Source organism: Hydrogenophilus thermoluteolus (assembly GCF_003574215.1).
Taxonomy (GTDB): domain Bacteria; phylum Pseudomonadota; class Gammaproteobacteria; order Burkholderiales; family Rhodocyclaceae; genus Hydrogenophilus; species Hydrogenophilus thermoluteolus.
In genome coordinates this window covers 48,323-65,637 of sequence record NZ_AP018559.1, presented here as the reverse complement: position 1 = coordinate 65,637, position 17,315 = coordinate 48,323, and the positions used below count along the sequence as shown (strand labels likewise).

The 17,315-nt window shown below is 58.2% G+C and carries 14 protein-coding genes; 8 read left to right on the top strand and 6 right to left on the bottom strand.

The features are described 5' to 3' along the window. Nucleotides 1-72 precede the first annotated feature (72 nt). The gene (locus HPTL_RS11180; RefSeq protein WP_119336251.1) at nucleotides 73-303 is read left to right on the top strand and encodes a WGR domain-containing protein; all 231 of its coding nucleotides are present in this window, start codon (nucleotides 73-75) and stop codon (nucleotides 301-303) included. Between the two features lie 43 nt (nucleotides 304-346). Beyond that, on the top strand, nucleotides 347-2,074 hold the full coding sequence (gene cas1, locus HPTL_RS11175; protein WP_119336250.1) for a CRISPR-associated endonuclease Cas1: 1,728 nt from the start codon (nucleotides 347-349) through the stop codon (nucleotides 2,072-2,074). Nucleotides 2,075-2,747: 673 nt separating this feature from the next. Here cas1 and HPTL_RS11170 read toward each other — a convergent pair. Then, a complete protein-coding gene (locus HPTL_RS11170) occupies nucleotides 2,748-3,737 on the bottom strand; it encodes an Rpn family recombination-promoting nuclease/putative transposase (RefSeq protein WP_119336249.1) in 990 nt (329 codons plus the stop codon). 408 nt (nucleotides 3,738-4,145) lie between these two features. On the opposite strand from HPTL_RS11170, the gene HPTL_RS11160 reads away from it, so the two are divergent. Then, nucleotides 4,146-5,717, top strand: a complete 1,572-nt coding sequence (locus HPTL_RS11160) for an ATP-binding protein (protein WP_119336247.1) — start codon at nucleotides 4,146-4,148, stop codon at nucleotides 5,715-5,717. 431 nt (nucleotides 5,718-6,148) lie between these two features. Here the strand turns inward: HPTL_RS11160 and HPTL_RS11155 are convergent, their stop codons facing one another. The 4 genes from HPTL_RS11155 to HPTL_RS11140 all read right to left on the bottom strand — a co-directional run bounded on the left by HPTL_RS11155 (nucleotide 6,149) and on the right by HPTL_RS11140 (nucleotide 9,425). After that, nucleotides 6,149-6,700 (bottom strand): hypothetical protein, encoded by a 552-nt coding sequence (locus tag HPTL_RS11155; RefSeq protein WP_119336246.1) that lies wholly within the window; start codon nucleotides 6,698-6,700, stop codon nucleotides 6,149-6,151. A 7-nt stretch (nucleotides 6,701-6,707) separates the two neighbouring features. Beyond that, nucleotides 6,708-7,097 (bottom strand): hypothetical protein, encoded by a 390-nt coding sequence (locus tag HPTL_RS11150; RefSeq protein ID WP_145981825.1) that lies wholly within the window; start codon nucleotides 7,095-7,097, stop codon nucleotides 6,708-6,710. Nucleotides 7,098-7,189: 92 nt separating this feature from the next. Then, the gene (locus HPTL_RS11145) at nucleotides 7,190-8,899 is read right to left on the bottom strand and encodes a UvrD-helicase domain-containing protein (RefSeq protein WP_119336244.1); all 1,710 of its coding nucleotides are present in this window, start codon (nucleotides 8,897-8,899) and stop codon (nucleotides 7,190-7,192) included. Between the two features lie 52 nt (nucleotides 8,900-8,951). Then, nucleotides 8,952-9,425, bottom strand: a complete 474-nt coding sequence (locus tag HPTL_RS11140; protein ID WP_119336243.1) for an outer membrane lipoprotein — start codon at nucleotides 9,423-9,425, stop codon at nucleotides 8,952-8,954. 169 nt (nucleotides 9,426-9,594) lie between these two features. On the opposite strand from HPTL_RS11140, the gene HPTL_RS11135 reads away from it, so the two are divergent. From HPTL_RS11135 to HPTL_RS11110, 5 genes are all read left to right on the top strand, one after another. Then, complete coding sequence (locus tag HPTL_RS11135) at nucleotides 9,595-11,862, top strand: Piwi domain-containing protein (RefSeq protein ID WP_119336242.1); 2,268 nt, start codon at nucleotides 9,595-9,597, stop codon at nucleotides 11,860-11,862. A 256-nt stretch (nucleotides 11,863-12,118) separates the two neighbouring features. Then, nucleotides 12,119-13,015: a plasmid replication initiator TrfA gene (trfA, locus tag HPTL_RS11130; protein WP_217127043.1), complete on the top strand. Its 897-nt coding sequence runs from the start codon at nucleotides 12,119-12,121 to the stop codon at nucleotides 13,013-13,015. 571 nt (nucleotides 13,016-13,586) lie between these two features. Next, entirely contained in the window at nucleotides 13,587-14,099 is a 513-nt protein-coding gene (locus tag HPTL_RS11120) for a hypothetical protein (protein WP_119336240.1), read from the top strand. Continuing rightward, entirely contained in the window at nucleotides 14,096-14,428 is a 333-nt protein-coding gene (locus HPTL_RS11115) for a hypothetical protein (RefSeq protein ID WP_119336239.1), read from the top strand. Before HPTL_RS11120 ends, HPTL_RS11115 begins: the two co-directional genes overlap by 4 nt. Before the next feature lie 131 nt (nucleotides 14,429-14,559). Next, entirely contained in the window at nucleotides 14,560-16,125 is a 1,566-nt protein-coding gene (locus HPTL_RS11110) for an ATP-binding protein (protein WP_119336256.1), read from the top strand. A gap of 227 nt (nucleotides 16,126-16,352) precedes the next feature. Here HPTL_RS11110 and HPTL_RS11105 read toward each other — a convergent pair whose 3' ends face one another. Next, complete coding sequence (locus tag HPTL_RS11105) at nucleotides 16,353-17,303, bottom strand: DNA-primase RepB domain-containing protein (RefSeq protein ID WP_170141370.1); 951 nt, start codon at nucleotides 17,301-17,303, stop codon at nucleotides 16,353-16,355. Nucleotides 17,304-17,315 lie beyond the last annotated feature (12 nt).

The following is a 17,315-nucleotide window of genomic DNA, read 5'->3' as shown; positions in this document are numbered from 1 at the left end:
GCAGGAAAACTGAAATCAGTAAAACATTGTTTGTTTTCACGCATGGACAGACAGAATACGGAGCACGACCCCATGCCCGAGCGCGCGCACTACTTCTGGGTCCATCCAGAAAAACAGCGCTGGTACGCGGTGCGCGTTACGCGCGATCTCTTTGGGGCATGGCTCGTCGTCCGCGCCTGGGGAAGCCTGCGCAATCGCCTGGGGGGCGAGCGGTGTGACGTAGTTGCATCTCCCGCAGCAGCTGCAAAACGGTTGCGGACGATCGCACGGCAACGGCAGCGACACGGTTACCTGTTGCGGTGAGTTGTGGTTTGCTCATGGCTGTTTATGGCACAGTGAGGATGTCATGATCAAACCCTACGCCTGGTGGGCTGCCGAAGTGACGCTCATCGCGGTGAGCACGCCGCGCCGAAGTCACTTCCTTTCGGTGTTCGAAGCGCTCGTGAAAGGCGCAGCGGAAGCGGCAGCGGTGAACGAACCACTGCTTTGGCATCTGCCGCAGAAGCGAGCCACCGATTGGCGCTACCAGCCCGGCGAAGAGGTGACCGTGGCGTTGCAACTCTTTGCCGAAGAGCCGGAAGCGGGGCAGCGCCTGACCGCACAATTGGCGCAACGGTTGAACGAACCGGCTGCTGCCCACACCCATTTCGTTTTCCGAACCGCAACGCCGTGGCGGTACGAAACCGCCCAAGCGATCGTCTCCTCTGATGGGTGGCTGCTGGAGTTTCTCACGCCGTTTCACCTCAAAGGCACGACAGACAAACAGACGGTCGCGCCGCACCAATGGCAGTGTGCCGCACAAAAACGCATTGCGAAACTGTTTGGTGCCCAGCCGCTTCTTCCGCCCGTCGCGCGTATTGTGCCCATTGACTGGCAATACTGGCGATGCGTGCATCGTTCGCGCTCGCAGAACGGGAATCCCTTTTTCCTCAACGGCGGTGTGGGCCGCCTGGCCTTTTTTGCCGATCCCGAGTGGCAATTCTGGTTGGGGTTGCTGGCGGCGGTGGGCACGGGGGATCGTCTTTCGTTTTCTTTGGGGCGGTTTCTCTGTACGCCGCTTTCTCCAATGGCGACGCAAAGGGCGACGCCTACCTCCAAAGAGACGGCACAGGCCCTCTACCTCACGACCCCAGGGCAGCGCATTGGGCTGGAAAATGGCGCGGTGGTGGTGAGCGGCCGTGAAAGTGAAACCCAGCGCCACCCGTTGCGGCTGCTTTCGCACCTATTTGTCTTGGCGCCGGCGACGCTCACCACTGCTGCGATCGAAGCATGCGCCGAAGCGGACGTGCCGATTCTGATCGCGACACCAAAACGCAGACCCGTGGTGCTGTTGGGGCAACGGCAAGCGGCGCGCAAAAACCGGATACTGGCTGCGCAGCACCGCTGCTGGGCTGCACTGAGCGAAACCGAACGCGCGCAGATTGCCGCTGTCTGGGTGCGGGGAAAAATCCTGCGGCAGCAGGCACTCATCCGTTCCCGCTATCGGGCGGGCGACGCCGCGGTGTTGGCGGCGCTGGATGAGGAGTTGCGTCGTTTGGCACGATGTCAGCGCGTTGCGGCGGTGCGCGGTGTCGAGGGGAGTGCTGCGCGACGCTATTACCCGTGGCTGGCGACGCAACATGCGGCGTGGGGGCGCTGGCAGGGGCGGTCGCGTCCAGCAAAGGATCTGCTCAACGCACTGCTCAATTTCGGCTACACGCTGCTCATTCCGGTCGTGGAGCGATGGGTGCGGGTGGAGGGGCTCGATCCGTATCTGGGCGCGCTGCACAGCAGTGCTGGACGCTATCCGTCGCTGGTGTTCGACGTGGTAGAACCGTTCCGGGCGGCAGTCGACCGGCTGATTCTGGCGCTTTGGGGACGAAGACAGATCGACGAAGCCGACTTTTTGCCCGATGCGGCGTCGTGGCGGCTCTCTCCTGACGCGCGACGGACGTTTCTGTTGGCGTTCGACAAAATGGTGCGGGGCGGCGAACGCCCGCTGGAGCAAGAGATACGTAGCGTCGTGGCGTCATTGCGCCAAGCGATCGAACACGACCAGGTGCGCGAATGGGTAGAAAAAACCTACTATTTTTGACAAAATTCGGGACCTCTTGTGAAACGGGCCGCTTTCGTGCCAAAATTGAGGAGGTCCCGAATGGAATGGGGCGGAAAGCCTTGCGCCACAAGGGATCTGAAAGGGTAGAGTCGACACTGTTATCCCAACCGGTTGGGCTTGTGACTGTAGCGGCACAAAGTTCGGAATTCGGCCAATGGTCGACACTGTTATCCCAACCGGTTGGGCTTGTGACACACGAAAAACAGTGCCCCCTCCATTTCTGGGTCGACACTGTTATCCCAACCGGTTGGGCTTGTGACCCATACGCCCGACCCATGCGATGCGAACAAAGTCGACACTGTTATCCCAACCGGTTGGGCTTGTCACCGTGTTCATGGAGTGCTGCAGCCGACCGGCGCGCTGGTCGGCTGCATTTTTTGCTTTTTTACAGAAACCTGCTTTTCTTTGTTTCGGTAGATCCCCATTTCCGTACCGGAAAGCTGCAGCGTCAGGCCTTGAGCGCGATGGGGATGGAAGGATGCTGTGATGGGTGCAGCGACGGCTTGCGATGAAGCAGCGTGGGCATTTTGTCGTTGTATGGGTGGGGAAGGCGGAAACGTCTGGTTACGCGATGACCCATACCGTGATTTGCGCCTATGATATTGCCGATGACCGGGAGCGTGCGCAGGCCCGAGATCGGGAGGCGTTCGTGCTACTCGGAAAAGACCTCGTCGAGCGTGTGCGCGTCGAGCACCCGATCGAGCCAGCGCTCGATCTCCTCGCGGCTTGCGGTGCTCAGGCGCACCTGCACCGATTCCGGAAGCGGCCCGAAGCGTTTGGTGAGCTGCCGCTGCAAGGTTTGCAGCTCGCCGAGGTAAAAACCCTTTTCCTCACCTTGCTGCAATCCCTGCTGCAACCCCTGCTGCAACCCCTGCTCCCACCACTCCCTGGTCCAACTCTCGATGCGTTCGGCCAACATCGTATCGACCTCCAGTAAATCCGAGACGTCAGGTACCTCGACCGTGCCTTTCTCCATTTTACGCCGCAACAGCCGCAGTAACCACCGGGTGAGACTGAAGCGCAGCGGCTTCTGTTCCGGTTCGGCGAGCCACTCGATCAGTTCCTGAACCACACGGCGCATATCCTCGGGGCTACGCGAATGTTCGAGCCGAAAGAGCGCCGCAGCAAGGTTACGCTTGGTGAGCGCCTCGGGCAGATAACGCCCCTCGTCGATCAAGAGGTAGCGCGCTTGTGGCTGCCAGCGTCTGAGCGGCTCAGGCCCGTGCGCGATCAATTCGCCGATCTCCTCGGCGGCGTTCCAGCGGGGCGTGCCGTTATAGAGCACGATCGGCAACACCGGCGGCAACTTCCCCTCAGGCGTCAACTCGTTGCGGCGCACCAGATCCTGATACAAAAGCCCGAGATAGACGAGCATGCGCAGCGCCATCCAGCGGTCGGGCTGCGCCTGGAACTCCAACAAGAGATAGACATAGAGCCAATGGTTCTCGAAGCGCACCTTCCAGACCATATCCTCGTGGCGCGCATCGCCTTTCTCTGAGACGTAACTGGCGTTTACCCGCTCGAGGGTCGAAAAGTCGAGCGTCTGCACCCAAGGCTCGGGAACGAACCCGATGAGCAGATCGCGCACCATCTCGGGATGGGCAAAAAGGAGCTTGTAGCCGGTATCGTGTTCTTGGGTCATCACAAGCAAGAAGGGGGCAACCGGTTCGATTTTACGGCACTGCGGACAAAGCGCGGCGCGAGCCAAATTGCGCAAATTTTTTACAGAAATTCGGAACCTCTTTTGGTCGACACGGTTATCCCAACCGGTTGGGCTTGTCACCGTGTTCATGGAGTGCTGCAGCCGACCGGCGCGCTGATCGGCTGCATTTTTTGCTTTTTTACAGAAACCTGCTTTTCTTTGTTTCGGTAGATCCCTTTTCCGTACCAAAAAGCTGCAGCGTCAGGCCTTGAACGCGATGGGGATGGGCGCAATGGCACTGGAGAGCGCGGGGGGAGCGGGCGAGCGATAAACGTTCCGACTCCAGGTCAAGAGCGATCGCGGTTTCGTGCGAAAATGGTCGCAACAGGCGGCTTGCAGGAAACGACCATGACCAGCAGCGCGGCAAAGGCCGTGCGTCGCAAACTCCCGATCGGGATCCAAACCTTTCGCGAAATCCGCGAAGAGGGCTACTACTACGTCGACAAAACGGCGTACGCCTGGCGGCTTGTCAGTGAAGGGAAATACTACTTCCTCTCCCGTCCGCGGCGCTTCGGCAAAAGCCTCTTTCTCGACACGCTCGCCGAGCTGTTCGCCGGAAACGAGCCGCTCTTTCGCGGGCTCTTTGTTCATGACCGCTGGGATTGGAACGTCCGCTACCCGGTGGTGCGGCTGAGCTTCGCCGAAGGACGGCTGCAAACGGCCGCCGCGCTCGACGAACACATCCACGTGCTTTTGAGCGACAACGCCGAACGGCTGGGCGTAACCATCGAACCGCCCCCGACGGACACCCACCTGCGCTTCAAGCGGCTCATCGAACGCGTCGCGGAAAAAGCGGGCCGGCGCGTCGTGGTGCTTGTTGACGAATACGACAAACCGATTCTCGACAACCTCACCACGCCTGAGGTTGCGCGCGCGATGCGCGAAGGGTTGCGCAACCTCTACTCGGTGATCAAAGGGCAGGATGCGCATGTTCGCTTTGCGTTTCTCACCGGCGTATCCAAATTCAGCAAAGCCTCGATCTTCTCGGGCCTCAACAACCTCAACGACATCACCGTCGACGCCCAGTACTCGGCCATCTGCGGCTACACCGAGGAAGACCTCGACACCATCTTCGCCCCGGAGCTCGAAGGGCTCGATCGCGACCAGATCCGTCACTGGTACAACGGCTACAACTGGCTGGGGGAAGCGGTCTACAACCCTTTTGACCTGCTGCTCCTCTTTCAAAAGCGCGAATTTCGCCCCTACTGGTTCGAAACGGGCACACCCACCTTCCTGATCGATCTACTCAAAGCGCGGCGCTTTTTCACCCCACAATTGGAACGGCTCTATGCCACCGAGGAGCTCTTGTCGGCGTTCGACGTCGACACGATGGCCCCAGAGGCGCTCCTGTGGCAGACCGGGTACCTGACCTTTCACGGACAGCGGCGCATCGGCGCACGCATCGAATACGAACTGGGCTACCCCAACCTGGAAGTCGCCTACAGCCTCAACGATGCGCTGCTCAAAGGGCTGATGGGCGACCCCTCGCTGGCCGAACAAGTGACCCTGAGCGCCTATGAAGCGCTGGTGCGAGCCGACACGACCTTACTGCGCCACCACCTCGAACGCCTCTACGCGAGCATCCCGCACGACTGGTACCGCAAAAACCCCATCACCCACTACGAAGGGTACTGGGCCAGCGTCTTCTACAGCCACCTCGCGGCGCTGGGGCTGGAGCTCATTGCTGAGGACGTCACCCACCACGGCTGCATCGACCTCACGGTGAAGCTTCCGGAGCGCATTTACCTCTTCGAATTCAAGGTCGTTCCAGACGAACCCGAAGGAGCGGCGCTGGCGCAACTCCTGGCCAAAGGGTACGCTGAGAAGTACCGCGGGGGAGGGCTGCCGGTACATCTTGTCGGCATCGAATTCAGCAAGCGCGCGCGTAACGTCGTGGCGGTCGATGCGGTGCGTGCGTGAGGGCGCAGCATGACGAAAAAACACAAAATTTTTACCAAAATTCGGGACCTCTTGTGAAACGGGCCGAGTCGACACCCTTATCCCAACCGGTTGGGCTTGTCACCGTGTTCATGGAGTGCTGCAGCCGACCGGCGCGCTGGTCGGCTGCATTTTTTGCTTTTTTACAGAAACCTGCTTTTCTTTGTTTCGGTAGATCCCTATTTCCGTACCGGAAAGCTGCAGCGTCAGGCCTTGAGCGCGATGGGGATGGAAGGATGCTGTGATGGGCGCAGCGACGGCTTGCGATGAAGCGGCGTGGGCGTTTTGTCGTTGTATGGGTGGGGAAAACGGAAATGTCAGGTTACGCGAACGTCTCAGGGTGTGCAAAACCGTCGAGGCCGCTCCCGGTAACCGGAAGCGGCCCTTTTGCTGCGGGACGTGCGGTCAGCAGGTCAGAGCAGCGACTCTTGCCGCCGTTGATGCGCCTCTTGCTCTTGGGAGTACTTTTCCAAGGTCTGTTGCAGAAACGCTCGGGTTCCGTAGAGGACCGTCATCGAAAAGGAGAGGTGCGGAGCGTTGAGAATCACCAGGCTGTCCCCTTGCTCGTAGATGGCCGAAGCGTCTCCGACAAACGGGATGTTTTCTTGCTGCACTTTGTATTTTTTGCGCAACGCGGCTGTTACTTCACGCAGCCGGTGTTTGCCCATTTGCATCATTACTGCCACGAGCTTGCCTGTTTTGTCGAAGACGAACGAGAGCTCTTCGATCCCGTCGATTCCCAAGCCTGCGCCGTTGCTTTTGAGGATCGGGCCACCGCTCACCTCGTTTACGCCCGCCTGCTGCAACGGAGTTTTGCCGCCCAGTCGCTTTTTCACGGTGTTGAGATCGGCAACCCCCACTTCCAGGCCAAGCGGAGCGGCGTTTTCGGCAAACGCCCCGGCAGATGCGAACGTGGTCAGACAAAAAGCGCGATGAGCAGATACCGCATGATTGGCTCCTTTCACTCGAGAATTAAATCCGATGTTCGTCGTTGCGCAGCGTGCGCGGAATCCAGCCGAAAATGGGTCGGGATTCGCGCACCAGCAGTTCACCCTGCCGCACATTGCTGCGGCCCTGGAAGTAGCCCGGAACCAGGACCCCGTAACCGGCAACGGAGACGCCGGTTGGGGTCTGTACCGCGAAGCGGCCATCGGGCAACGCTTCGAGGCGCACCAATACTTTGTCGAACCGCAGCGTGAGGAACAGTATGTCGAACCGAAAACCGATCTGAAACAGCCACGCCATCCAGACGGGAATCCGGTGGAATACGAAGATCACCCCGTGGCGGGCCACTATTTCATCGCTGCGGTCGATCTTTGCCACACCGTCGCGCACACGCACCAGATATTGCCGCATATGCATCGCTTTTCCTTTCATCGATGGTTGAAATCATTCCTTGCTCGTGACCGAAACCGGTCGCAGGCCTCGGCAGGACGAACGGACCGAGCACGCCACTATCCTCCCTGCACCCGCTTACCTGCCCGATAGAACTGGTAACAGTCGTTGGGTACGTAGAGTGTGCGCTGTGCGCGCGTCACTGCCACGTAGTAGAGATTGGCTTCCTGATCGGAGATTGCGTTCAACTTGCTTGTGCTCCTGAGATTGATCAGGCTTGGGAAATCATCGGCCAGCATTACCTCTGCCCACTCGGCGCCTTTGCTCTTGTGTGCGGTGGTAAGCACTACCCCTTGTTTGGAGACCGTGCGTTCGAGCGACTCCACCAGCTGCGGGAGATCCTTGCCGTACTTTTCCACCAGGCGGCAGATCGCCTGCTTTTCTTGGTCGTCTTCGCGTTCGGCCTGCTCTTTGTAGTCAGCGTAGGATTTGAATTTGCGCAGGTACGTACCCAGTTTGTCCCTTTTGTTCGCTTTCAAAAACGCCACTTCTTTTGCCATCAGCAGACGGTAATCTTTCACTTCGCCAAGAAACTGGAAGGGGATCTTCTTCTCCATGAGCGAGATGGCCGTGTCGATGAGCTTGCCGTTGGTTCGGGCCAGGTACGCGCTCTGTTCGCTGGGGGCAAGGTCGAACACGGTCGTGGCTTTGCGCACTTCGTCCTGGATTGCCGGATTGCCACGCACCGGACGCGTCTCTTTTTTCCACGATTGGAGGATGAGCGAAGCCAAAAGCGCCACCTCGTTGCCGAAGCGAAAGCTTTGCGTCATGTATTTTTCCGTTGCGTTGCCGTGATCGACCGCGTGCTGCATCGCGTTCATCGCACCGCGGAAACCGTAGATGCATTGGTGGCGATCGCCTACCAGCACCCGGGTGAGATGCTCTTGGCGCAAGAAGATGTCATACATCACCGGGCTGACGTCTTGCGCCTCGTCGAGCAAGATGTACTGGTAGCCGCCCGAGATCGACGGGTTGCTGAGATGCCACATCTTCACATAGACGTCGTGCCACGCGGTGATCTTGGAACGGGGGTCGGCGATGAGATTCCAAGTCTCGATCGCGGCATCGATGACGAACGGCTCCAAGCGCTTGTGCGCGATCTCTTCGGCGAACGCCTTTTCCAAAAACTGGCGAAGGTCAAGCGCGTCGCTGTTGGTGAATTGCTCCAGCAGCCGGATGATCTTGGGAAAATAGAACCGCTTCCAGCCCTCTTCAGTAAGCCCCAACTTCAGGCGGATGAAATCGCTCGCCTCATAGATGTCGGCAGACGTCGGTTTGCCGGAAAACTTCCCGTTGATGTCTTTGTAGACATGCCTGGCGAACTCGTTGAAACAAATGGCATGGATCGTGCCGACACGCACGTTGTTGGGCATCTTGCGCTTGGCTTCCTCAGCAAGGCTCCGGTTGAAGCACACGTAGAGCAGCTTTTCGTCGCTGCGCGCGAGCGCGAAATTTTTGAGCGTGTGGGTTTTGCCCGCACCGGCGTAAGCGTTTACCGCCAGGAACGGCGCAGTGGATTCGACCACGTCGCGCTGCTCGTCGGTCATTTGGGCGTGGGGCAGACGAACCGCGACCTTTTGGCGCATCTCTTCCCGGGCCACTGCCTCGATTGCCTGCGCCAACTGGGTATCGACAAAATCGTGGTCGTTCGCCACCTTTTCGGCTTCGCTGGGTGACACGACCACGGGCTTGATCGGCTCTTTCGGCTCGTGCCGCTCGTCGGTAGAAGCGATTGCTTTCTTCGCGAAGACCTTGCCAAAAAACGACATCCTTTTTCTCCTCTCTTCGTCTGTTGCCACGAACCCAGCCCGCTTCCCGACCTCAAAGCTTCACGGCCCGAACGCGCGAACCCATTTTCATGATCCGCACGCGATCGCCCGGCTTGATTTCCGCCGATTCGTCACGCCCCTGGACCAGCGCCTTGGTCTCCCCCGTGTCGTCCAGACGGTAGACGATCTCGATTCCTTCACGGGTATTTGCCGCTTTGTCGGCGACCACGCCGATGACGCCACCGATCAGCGCACCTGCGATTGCCCCGGCTAAGCTTCCGCGGCCACTGCCGACGTTGGAACCAGCGATCGCGCCCAAAGAGGCGCCCGTGGCTCCCCCTGCGCCGCCAGCGTGTTCAGGTGCCTCGATGCGAACCGGGCGAACCGACAGCACGGTGGCCAGTTTGACCTCCATCTCCTGCATGGCTGCGCTGCGCGCGTAGTCGTTGGCAGACATCGTGGACGCACAACCGGAGACCAGCAGAACAGCAGCTGCAGAAAACACGACACCAACACGACGCATCATGGTTTCGTTCCTTTATGCAATTGACCCTGACACTCCTATAACGACGGTGACGGAAACTTTTTTCATCGTCATGTACTGCGTGCGGTGGTTGAACAGGCAGAACAACCATCTTTTCCGGCAAAATAACGATCGGCACAAGAACTTCCCATGACGGACAAGGGACTTTGCAATGAGCGGCATGAAGAACGGTTCTGAACTGGGCATCTTGGCGCTGCGCGTCGATCGTTCATTTGCCCAGTTGTCCCTCTATTGCTATGACCTGCAACTCCTCAGCCCAGTGACCGAGGAGGACGTGGCGCCCGCAAGGATCGTCAGAGGCTGTGCGGCCGTGTTGCGTCACAGCAACGATTACGTTCCGGTCGTCGGCGTATGCGGGGCCAGCACCTGGAACATCTTTACCTTTGCGCCGCTAGCGACATGCGAAGGCCGACTTTGGCGTCAATATCCGTTCGTGATCGCCAACCCGCGTCGGGTCGTGCTCGAAGCGCAAAAAGAGAGCGAACGCCGCGCGATCCAAGAGCTGCTCACCCAGATCGTCAAAAACGCCCTTCCTGTCTGGTCCCGCCAGCTCGGCAACCGCTGGCGGCCTGAAAACGGCGCCAACGTTCCCACCCTCATCGAACGAACAGCGCAGCCATGCAGAGCCGACTACCTCAAAATCTTTCGCACTCTGAAGTTCGATCCTCTGGTGCTTCCCGATGGTGACGCTTGGCTACAACTGGATCTGCGCCACACCATCAATGCGGCTGATCATGTCACCCTGCAATGGATGCTTGCGCAGCGCCCCAACTGGTGTATCGAAAAGCTTCGTCACCGCTACACCACTGCCGACGGCAAGATCAAGACATGCACCTTTGATGGCATTGCCGAGACGCTCACACCGCAAAGCACCTTCTGCGACAACCAGTCGGGAAAGACCTATTCCTATCTGGAATACCATCGGGAACGTGGCCACATCAAAGAGGCGGAGCTCGACGCAGCGCGGTGCTCCCAAGTGGTTTGGGTGATCTACCCGAACGGAAAGCGTCTTGCCCACCTGGCCCAGCTCTTGCAACCGGTCTTTACCTTTGAGTCACTCGAGACCATCGACCATGAACTGCTGGCCGAGATGTCGCCAAAAATGCGGTTGCCGATGCAGAAACGGATCGGTGCACTCCTGGAAATCATCCAGCAAACGACCACCCTGCCCATCGACGGAGAACGGGTCAAGCTCAACCGTATTCAGCTCGACCCGCCGTTGGGGGGCAGAATCGACCGTACTCCCGTGCTCCGTTTCCACGCTGACCAGAATGGCACCAAAGAGCGCCAGGCGTTTCGCTGTGGTGCCTTCCGTCCTATGACCCGGCGGCGGATCGTCTCGGTCACCGTGGGCAGCATCACTTCCCAGCAAAGCGCCTGCTTTGACGCGATCGACCAAGCCACACGCGAAAAACTCAAAAAACTCACCAGTCCGCATCCAGAAAAACGGCCCACCTGGACCACCGAAAAAGGTCACTATCCGACGATCGAAGCGTTCCGGCAATTTCTCGATCGCCTCGACCGTACCGATGAAACCATTCTGCTCATTGGCATCACCCAGCAGACGCCGAAGGCCAAGATCCGCGATCTCTGCTTCGACCACGGCGCAGCCAGCCAATTCGTTCTGCTCAACCATCACCCGGCCATTTACAACGACTACTACTTCAGCAACGTCGCTGCCGGGCTCTACACCAAAGCGGGCGGCGTGCTCTGCACTCTCGACAACTTGCCGGGTGAAGCAGACCTCTTTCTTGGCATCGATCTTGGAGGGCAACGAGAGCGCGCACCAGCAGCGGCGTTCCTCTTTGCGCGCGACGGCGCACAACTCGGCTGGACACTCTGCGAACGGCAACGCGGCGAACGGCTCCAGGACGCCTCACTCGAACAACTGCTCGAACAGAGCATCGAAACCTACCGTAATGTGTTCGCCGACAAGCCGCAGCGGATTGTCCTCCACCGCGATGGAAAATGGCACGAGTCGTTCGATGTCATCACACGCTTTGAATCGCACCATGGCATTGCGATCGACATCCTGGAGGTAATCAAAAGTGGTTCCCCTCGTCTGTATCGGCGGTATCCTGGCAAAGAGCAAGGCAAATTTGCTTACACCAACCCCAAGGCAGGAGACGTCGTCTGGTTGCCCGACAGCGATACGGCAATTCTGGTCACCTACGGGCACGACGAATTCAATGAGGGATCGGTGCGACCGTTCAAGCTCCGCAAACGCTACGGAGAGACCGAATTCCCTGTGCTCGTAGAGCAGGCCTACCTGCTGAGCTACCTTCACGGTGCCTCACTTTTTCGCCACCCCCGCTTACCCATCACCGTGCATCACGCCGACCGCTTCGCCACTTTGCGACAAGAAAGCAATCTGAACGCGCTGGCGAAAATGGATCGGCGCTGCCCGGTCTACCTGTGAAGTTCGCGCAAACGTCCATCGAGACGTACATTGCCGTTGGCATCGATCTCGACGGCGATTTCCTCTGGCTACCGATCGCGCGCACCGCTTACGCGCCCTCGACGTACTCGAGAAAAGCGTGATTGCGTATGTTGCGCCAACTGAGCCCGTCGGTGCGTTGTGACCACTCGTTGTCGACCACGCCCAAAACCATCACCCCAAACGGTGCGGAAAGTGCTACTCTTTCGTCTTGCCACAACAAGAAGGAGGGCGGGTGGTGATCGAAACCGGTGCTTTGAGAGCCAAAGAAGACCCCATTGCCTGGGTCCAACAGAAAGCAGCCGAGGCGTTGCAACGCCTAGATCAAAAGATGGCCTCTCAGCCCGTGCAGATGTACCTACCGGGGTTCGATCTAGGGGCCTTTCCCAACCATGTGAACCGCTCCTCGCTCTTTGCGCCTATTGCGCGCGGCCGCCGCAAATTTCATCGACAAACGAAGATGGTCAGCCGCTCGGATGCTGTGATCGAATACACTGGAGAGCAGCTCGACGAAGCCGACTGCGACCTCATGATGGCGCTCATCTGGTTTGCCCAGAAAAAACCGTTAGGGGAGTGGGTGACATTGAACCGAGCGCAGCTGTTGCGGCGGATCGGGCGCGCGACGGGCAAGCAGAACTACGAGTGGCTCCATCGCAGAATGCGGGCGATGACCGAAGCGACACTCTACATCGAAGTGCGCAAATCCGACGGCAGCACACGCTACAAGATCGGCTACGCCGAGGCGTTTCACCTCATCAGCGGCTTTGCGTTCGATGAGAAAAGCGACGAGTACTGCTACCAACTCGATCCCCGCTGGGTACAGCTCTTCAGCAACCGCGAATACAGCCTGATCAACTTCGACTTGCGATTGCAGATCAAACGGGGTCAGGACATGGCGAAAACCCTGCAACGCCTCGTTGCTACTTCTTCCGACCCCATCCAGTCTTACGAACTCGAATGGCTCAAGAGCAAAATGGAATACACCGGAAGAATGCGCGATTTCAAAGAGTCGCTCTCCAAGGCATGCAATGAGCTGAAACGGTTGCACATCGTCAGTGAATACAAGATCACTCTGGACAAAAAGAAGCAACGGGAGCTGTTGAAGCTCTGGATCCCCAAAGCGATCACGGCATAAAAGCGGTGCGACACTGCACGATCAGAAAGTATTTTCAGTTACTCAAACACCGTTTTTTGTTGAAAAACAACGAATTGTCATCGGTATAGCGTCGCGCACCCGAGACGACCGACGGTGTCTGGCCATCGGTATAGCGTCGCGCTTTCTCCACCTCTTGAACAGTCGTTCGGCATCGGTATAGCGTCGCGCCTGCATCGGTATAGCGTCGCGCTTTTTCGGTATAGCGTCGCGCTTTTTCGGTATAGCGTCGCGCGGTTGTCAAAAAATCTATTATTATTCAATAAGTTACAAGCGGTTTTTGACCGTCTACTATATTTCTACTTATTTCTACTAGGAAGCGCCTGTGGATAACTTCGCTCTTTTCTACACAGCCCCTCAGCGGCGCAAGCGCGCCGCTGGGTAGAAAATTCCTATCGCAACGAACTGTCGTTCCTAAAAATAGGCTACTCGGTAAAACAACCGTATAAATGATGCCGCGTGCTCGGAGTCAACTCCAGAACGGCATCGGTATAGTGTCGCACTTAGCAATGTGCGAATATTTCATCGTTGAGCCGACTTTTGGAGATTGGTCATGGGAGATCCTCGGGTTGTCGAAGCGCAATTACGTGAAGGCCAGTTCGTTGGTGTCGGAGCTGGCGACCGATATCTGGGTGATCCGGACGTCGTCAATCGTTTGATCGCCAGCTACTGCACCGAGGTCGATACCGATCTGCGTCGGGTGCTTAGGGGCGAGCTGAGTCCGCGGGAGTCAGAGGCGCGCTACATGGAGCGTGCGAAACGGTACGCCGATATCATCGCGGGCCGGAACAAGGATTGGCAGATCGTCCGGGGTTATCACAACGTGACGCTCGATGGGAAGTTGCGCGCGGATCTTCGTGACTACTGGGCGAAGATCGATCATATTTCGGGCAACGATCCGCACCGCGTCTTTTTCCTGTGGCTGGGGGCGTTGATCGCCGACGCCTACAAGCGTTGGCCGACGGACGACATGCAGCACATGCGGACTGAGTTTTTGCGTCCGTTCATCCGCTACGCAGTCAAGGTACTGCTTGGCATCGAGGAACGCGCGAAGCCGGTGGAGTGAGTCGCGCACGTGCGGGACGACGACACCAAGCCGAAAGCCCGATCACCGTTGGACTTCGCTTGGTAAGCGCTGCCGCGCAGTTGTTGGTGTGTGCACGGCGCAAAAGCGACATCAAGCAGGTCTTTCCGGGCCACCCCATCAAAGAAACCCGCCACACCGATTACCGCTACCGCACGACGGTACCGCGCCACGTCGTAGCCGACACGATCGCCAACCGTATCCTTGCCATCGACTACGACAATTTCAAAAACAGTGTCGAAGATCATGACCTGCACGCAGCGTACGCGCGCGTCTGGGGGATCATGTACGCGTTGCAGCAAGGTTCATAAGTTCGATCTCATCATGCTCGCACTTACGTGGAGCGGCAAAGTATCGGAATGGAGTTGGCGACTTTGGCGCATGAAGGAAGTTTTCTATTTGTGCGAAAATGGTCGCAACAGGCGGCTTGCAGGAAACGACCATGACCAGCAGCGCGGCAAAGGCCGTGCGTCGCAAACTCCCGATCGGGATCCAAACCTTTCGCGAAATCCGCGAAGAGGGCTACTACTACGTCGACAAAACGGCGTACGCCTGGCGGCTTGTCAGTGAAGGGAAATACTACTTCCTCTCCCGTCCGCGGCGCTTCGGCAAAAGCCTCTTTCTCGACACGCTCGCCGAGCTGTTCGCCGGAAACGAGCCGCTCTTTCGCGGGCTCTTTGTTCATGACCGCTGGGATTGGAACGTCCGCTACCCGGTGGTGCGGCTGAGCTTCGCCGAAGGACGGCTGCAAACGGCCGCCGCGCTCGACGAACACATCCACGTGCTTTTGAGCGACAACGCCGAACGGCTGGGCGTAACCATCGAACCGCCCCCGACGGACACCCACCTGCGCTTCAAGCGGCTCATCGAACGCGTCGCGGAAAAAGCGGGCCGGCGCGTCGTGGTGCTTGTTGACGAATACGACAAACCGATTCTCGACAACCTCACCACGCCTGAGGTTGCGCGCGCGATGCGCGAAGGGTTGCGCAACCTCTACTCGGTGATCAAAGGGCAGGATGCGCATGTTCGCTTTGCGTTTCTCACCGGCGTATCCAAATTCAGCAAAGCCTCGATCTTCTCGGGCCTCAACAACCTCAACGACATCACCGTCGACGCCCAGTACTCGGCCATCTGCGGCTACACCGAGGAAGACCTCGACACCATCTTCGCCCCGGAGCTCGAAGGGCTCGATCGCGACCAGATCCGTCACTGGTACAACGGCTACAACTGGCTGGGGGAAGCGGTCTACAACCCTTTTGACCTGCTGCTCCTCTTTCAAAAGCGCGAATTTCGCCCCTACTGGTTCGAAACGGGCACACCCACCTTCCTGATCGATCTACTCAAAGCGCGGCGCTTTTTCACCCCACAATTGGAACGGCTCTATGCCACCGAGGAGCTCTTGTCGGCGTTCGACGTCGACGGGATCGAACCCGAAGCGATTCTGTGGCAGACGGGCTACCTGACGATTGGCGCGGTACACGTCAGCGCAGGCGTTACCGAATACGAACTGAGGCTACCCAACCGCGAAGTGCGCATGGCGTTGAATCGGGCGCTCACTGCGGCATTTTTGCCAGTACGACCAGTGGCTAGTGTCACAGCGCTCATCAACCTGATGCGCACGGGCGACCTGGAACGGTTGCGTGACCACTTCCAGCGCCTCTACGCGAGCATCCCGCACGACTGGTACCGCAAAAACTCCATCACCCACTACGAAGGGTACTGGGCCAGCGTCTTCTACAGCCACCTCGCGGCGCTGGGGCTGGAGCTCATTGCTGAGGACGTCACCCACCACGGCTGCATCGACCTCACGGTGAAGCTTCCGGAGCGCATTTACCTCTTCGAATTCAAGGTCGTTCCAGACGAACCCGAAGGAGCGGCGCTTGCGCAACTCCTGGCCAAAGGGTACGCCGAGAAGTACCGCGGGGAGCAGCTGCCGGTACATCTCGTCGGCATCGAATTCAGCAAGCGCGCGCGTAACGTCGTAGCGGTCGATGCGGTGCGTGCGTGAGGGCGCAGCATGACGAAAAAACACAAACTTTTTACCAAAATTCGGGACCTCTTGTGAAACGGGCCGATTTCGTGCCAAAATTGGGGAGGTCCCGAATGGAACGGGGCGGAAAGCCTTGCGCCACAAGGGATCTGAAAAGGTAGAGTCGACACCCTTATCCCAACCGGTTGGGATTCTCCTTTTTTGCGTTTTTTTACAGAAATAATGATTTCTTTATTTTTGTGAATTTACTTTTTCACGGGTAAATCGCTGTCGATCGAGCCGCCATTGGCAATTGCGTGCATCGCTTTTGTGACGGTGCGGGTTATGTAGTCGTCGATATGCCCCTTTTTCCTCTCCTCGAGAAGCGGTGAGGCTTCACGCATGGCGACTTCAACCGCTGCAACCGAAAATCCCTGTTCGAGCATTTCGGTGACGATCATCCAGTCAAGGCGGGAGTAGTCGGTGTTTGGGTAAAGCGCTTTGATTACTTTGGCTTGCCTGTGGTATTCCCGAATCGCTTTGGGGGCTTCACCTGTGTGGGCCATCCGCGTCTCGACGTGGCGATTCTCGCTATTGGCCTCTTTGTGCGGCAGGTTGGGGTTCGAGCTACTCAGCGCTTCGATGAGTGTTTCAGCCTGGGTCGCGCTTTTTTCTTGCATCATCACAATTTTGACGAATGGATACATGCCGTTGGGTCTGCGGTACTTCTCTTTGCGGTTGGTGAATCCTGCCAACCGGCCGTAGTGGTCCCCGTCGGCGCTATTTGGGTCGCCGTGGTAGGTCGCAGCGAGTTTTCTGGCAACGGCTTTGCGAATCGCGACCGCGACCGGTGTGCCAAGATGGATCCATGCCTGGTAGTTCCGTGGGCTCGTTTCTGTAACCAGACATGGTTCCCAGCCATCTTGCTGCATCTGTCCAATCGCTTCATGGGCGATGTCGTCTACCAGCACGAGCGGATGGCGTTCTCCCGCAGGCTTGATGTAGATGTGCGCTCCTTTGACATTTTCGTGCCGCAACCAGGAAATGGCTTGGTAGAGATCGGCCCAGGTGTAGTGCAAGTTGATCATCTTGCCGTCGGGTTTGAGTACGCCAACGAGGAATGCGCCGATTTTCATCGCCAGAAGCTGCCGAGCGATGGCCGCTACGGTGAGATTCTTGCTGGTGACCGCGATCGATAAGCTCGGAACCCGTTCCATCTTCGTTCCTTG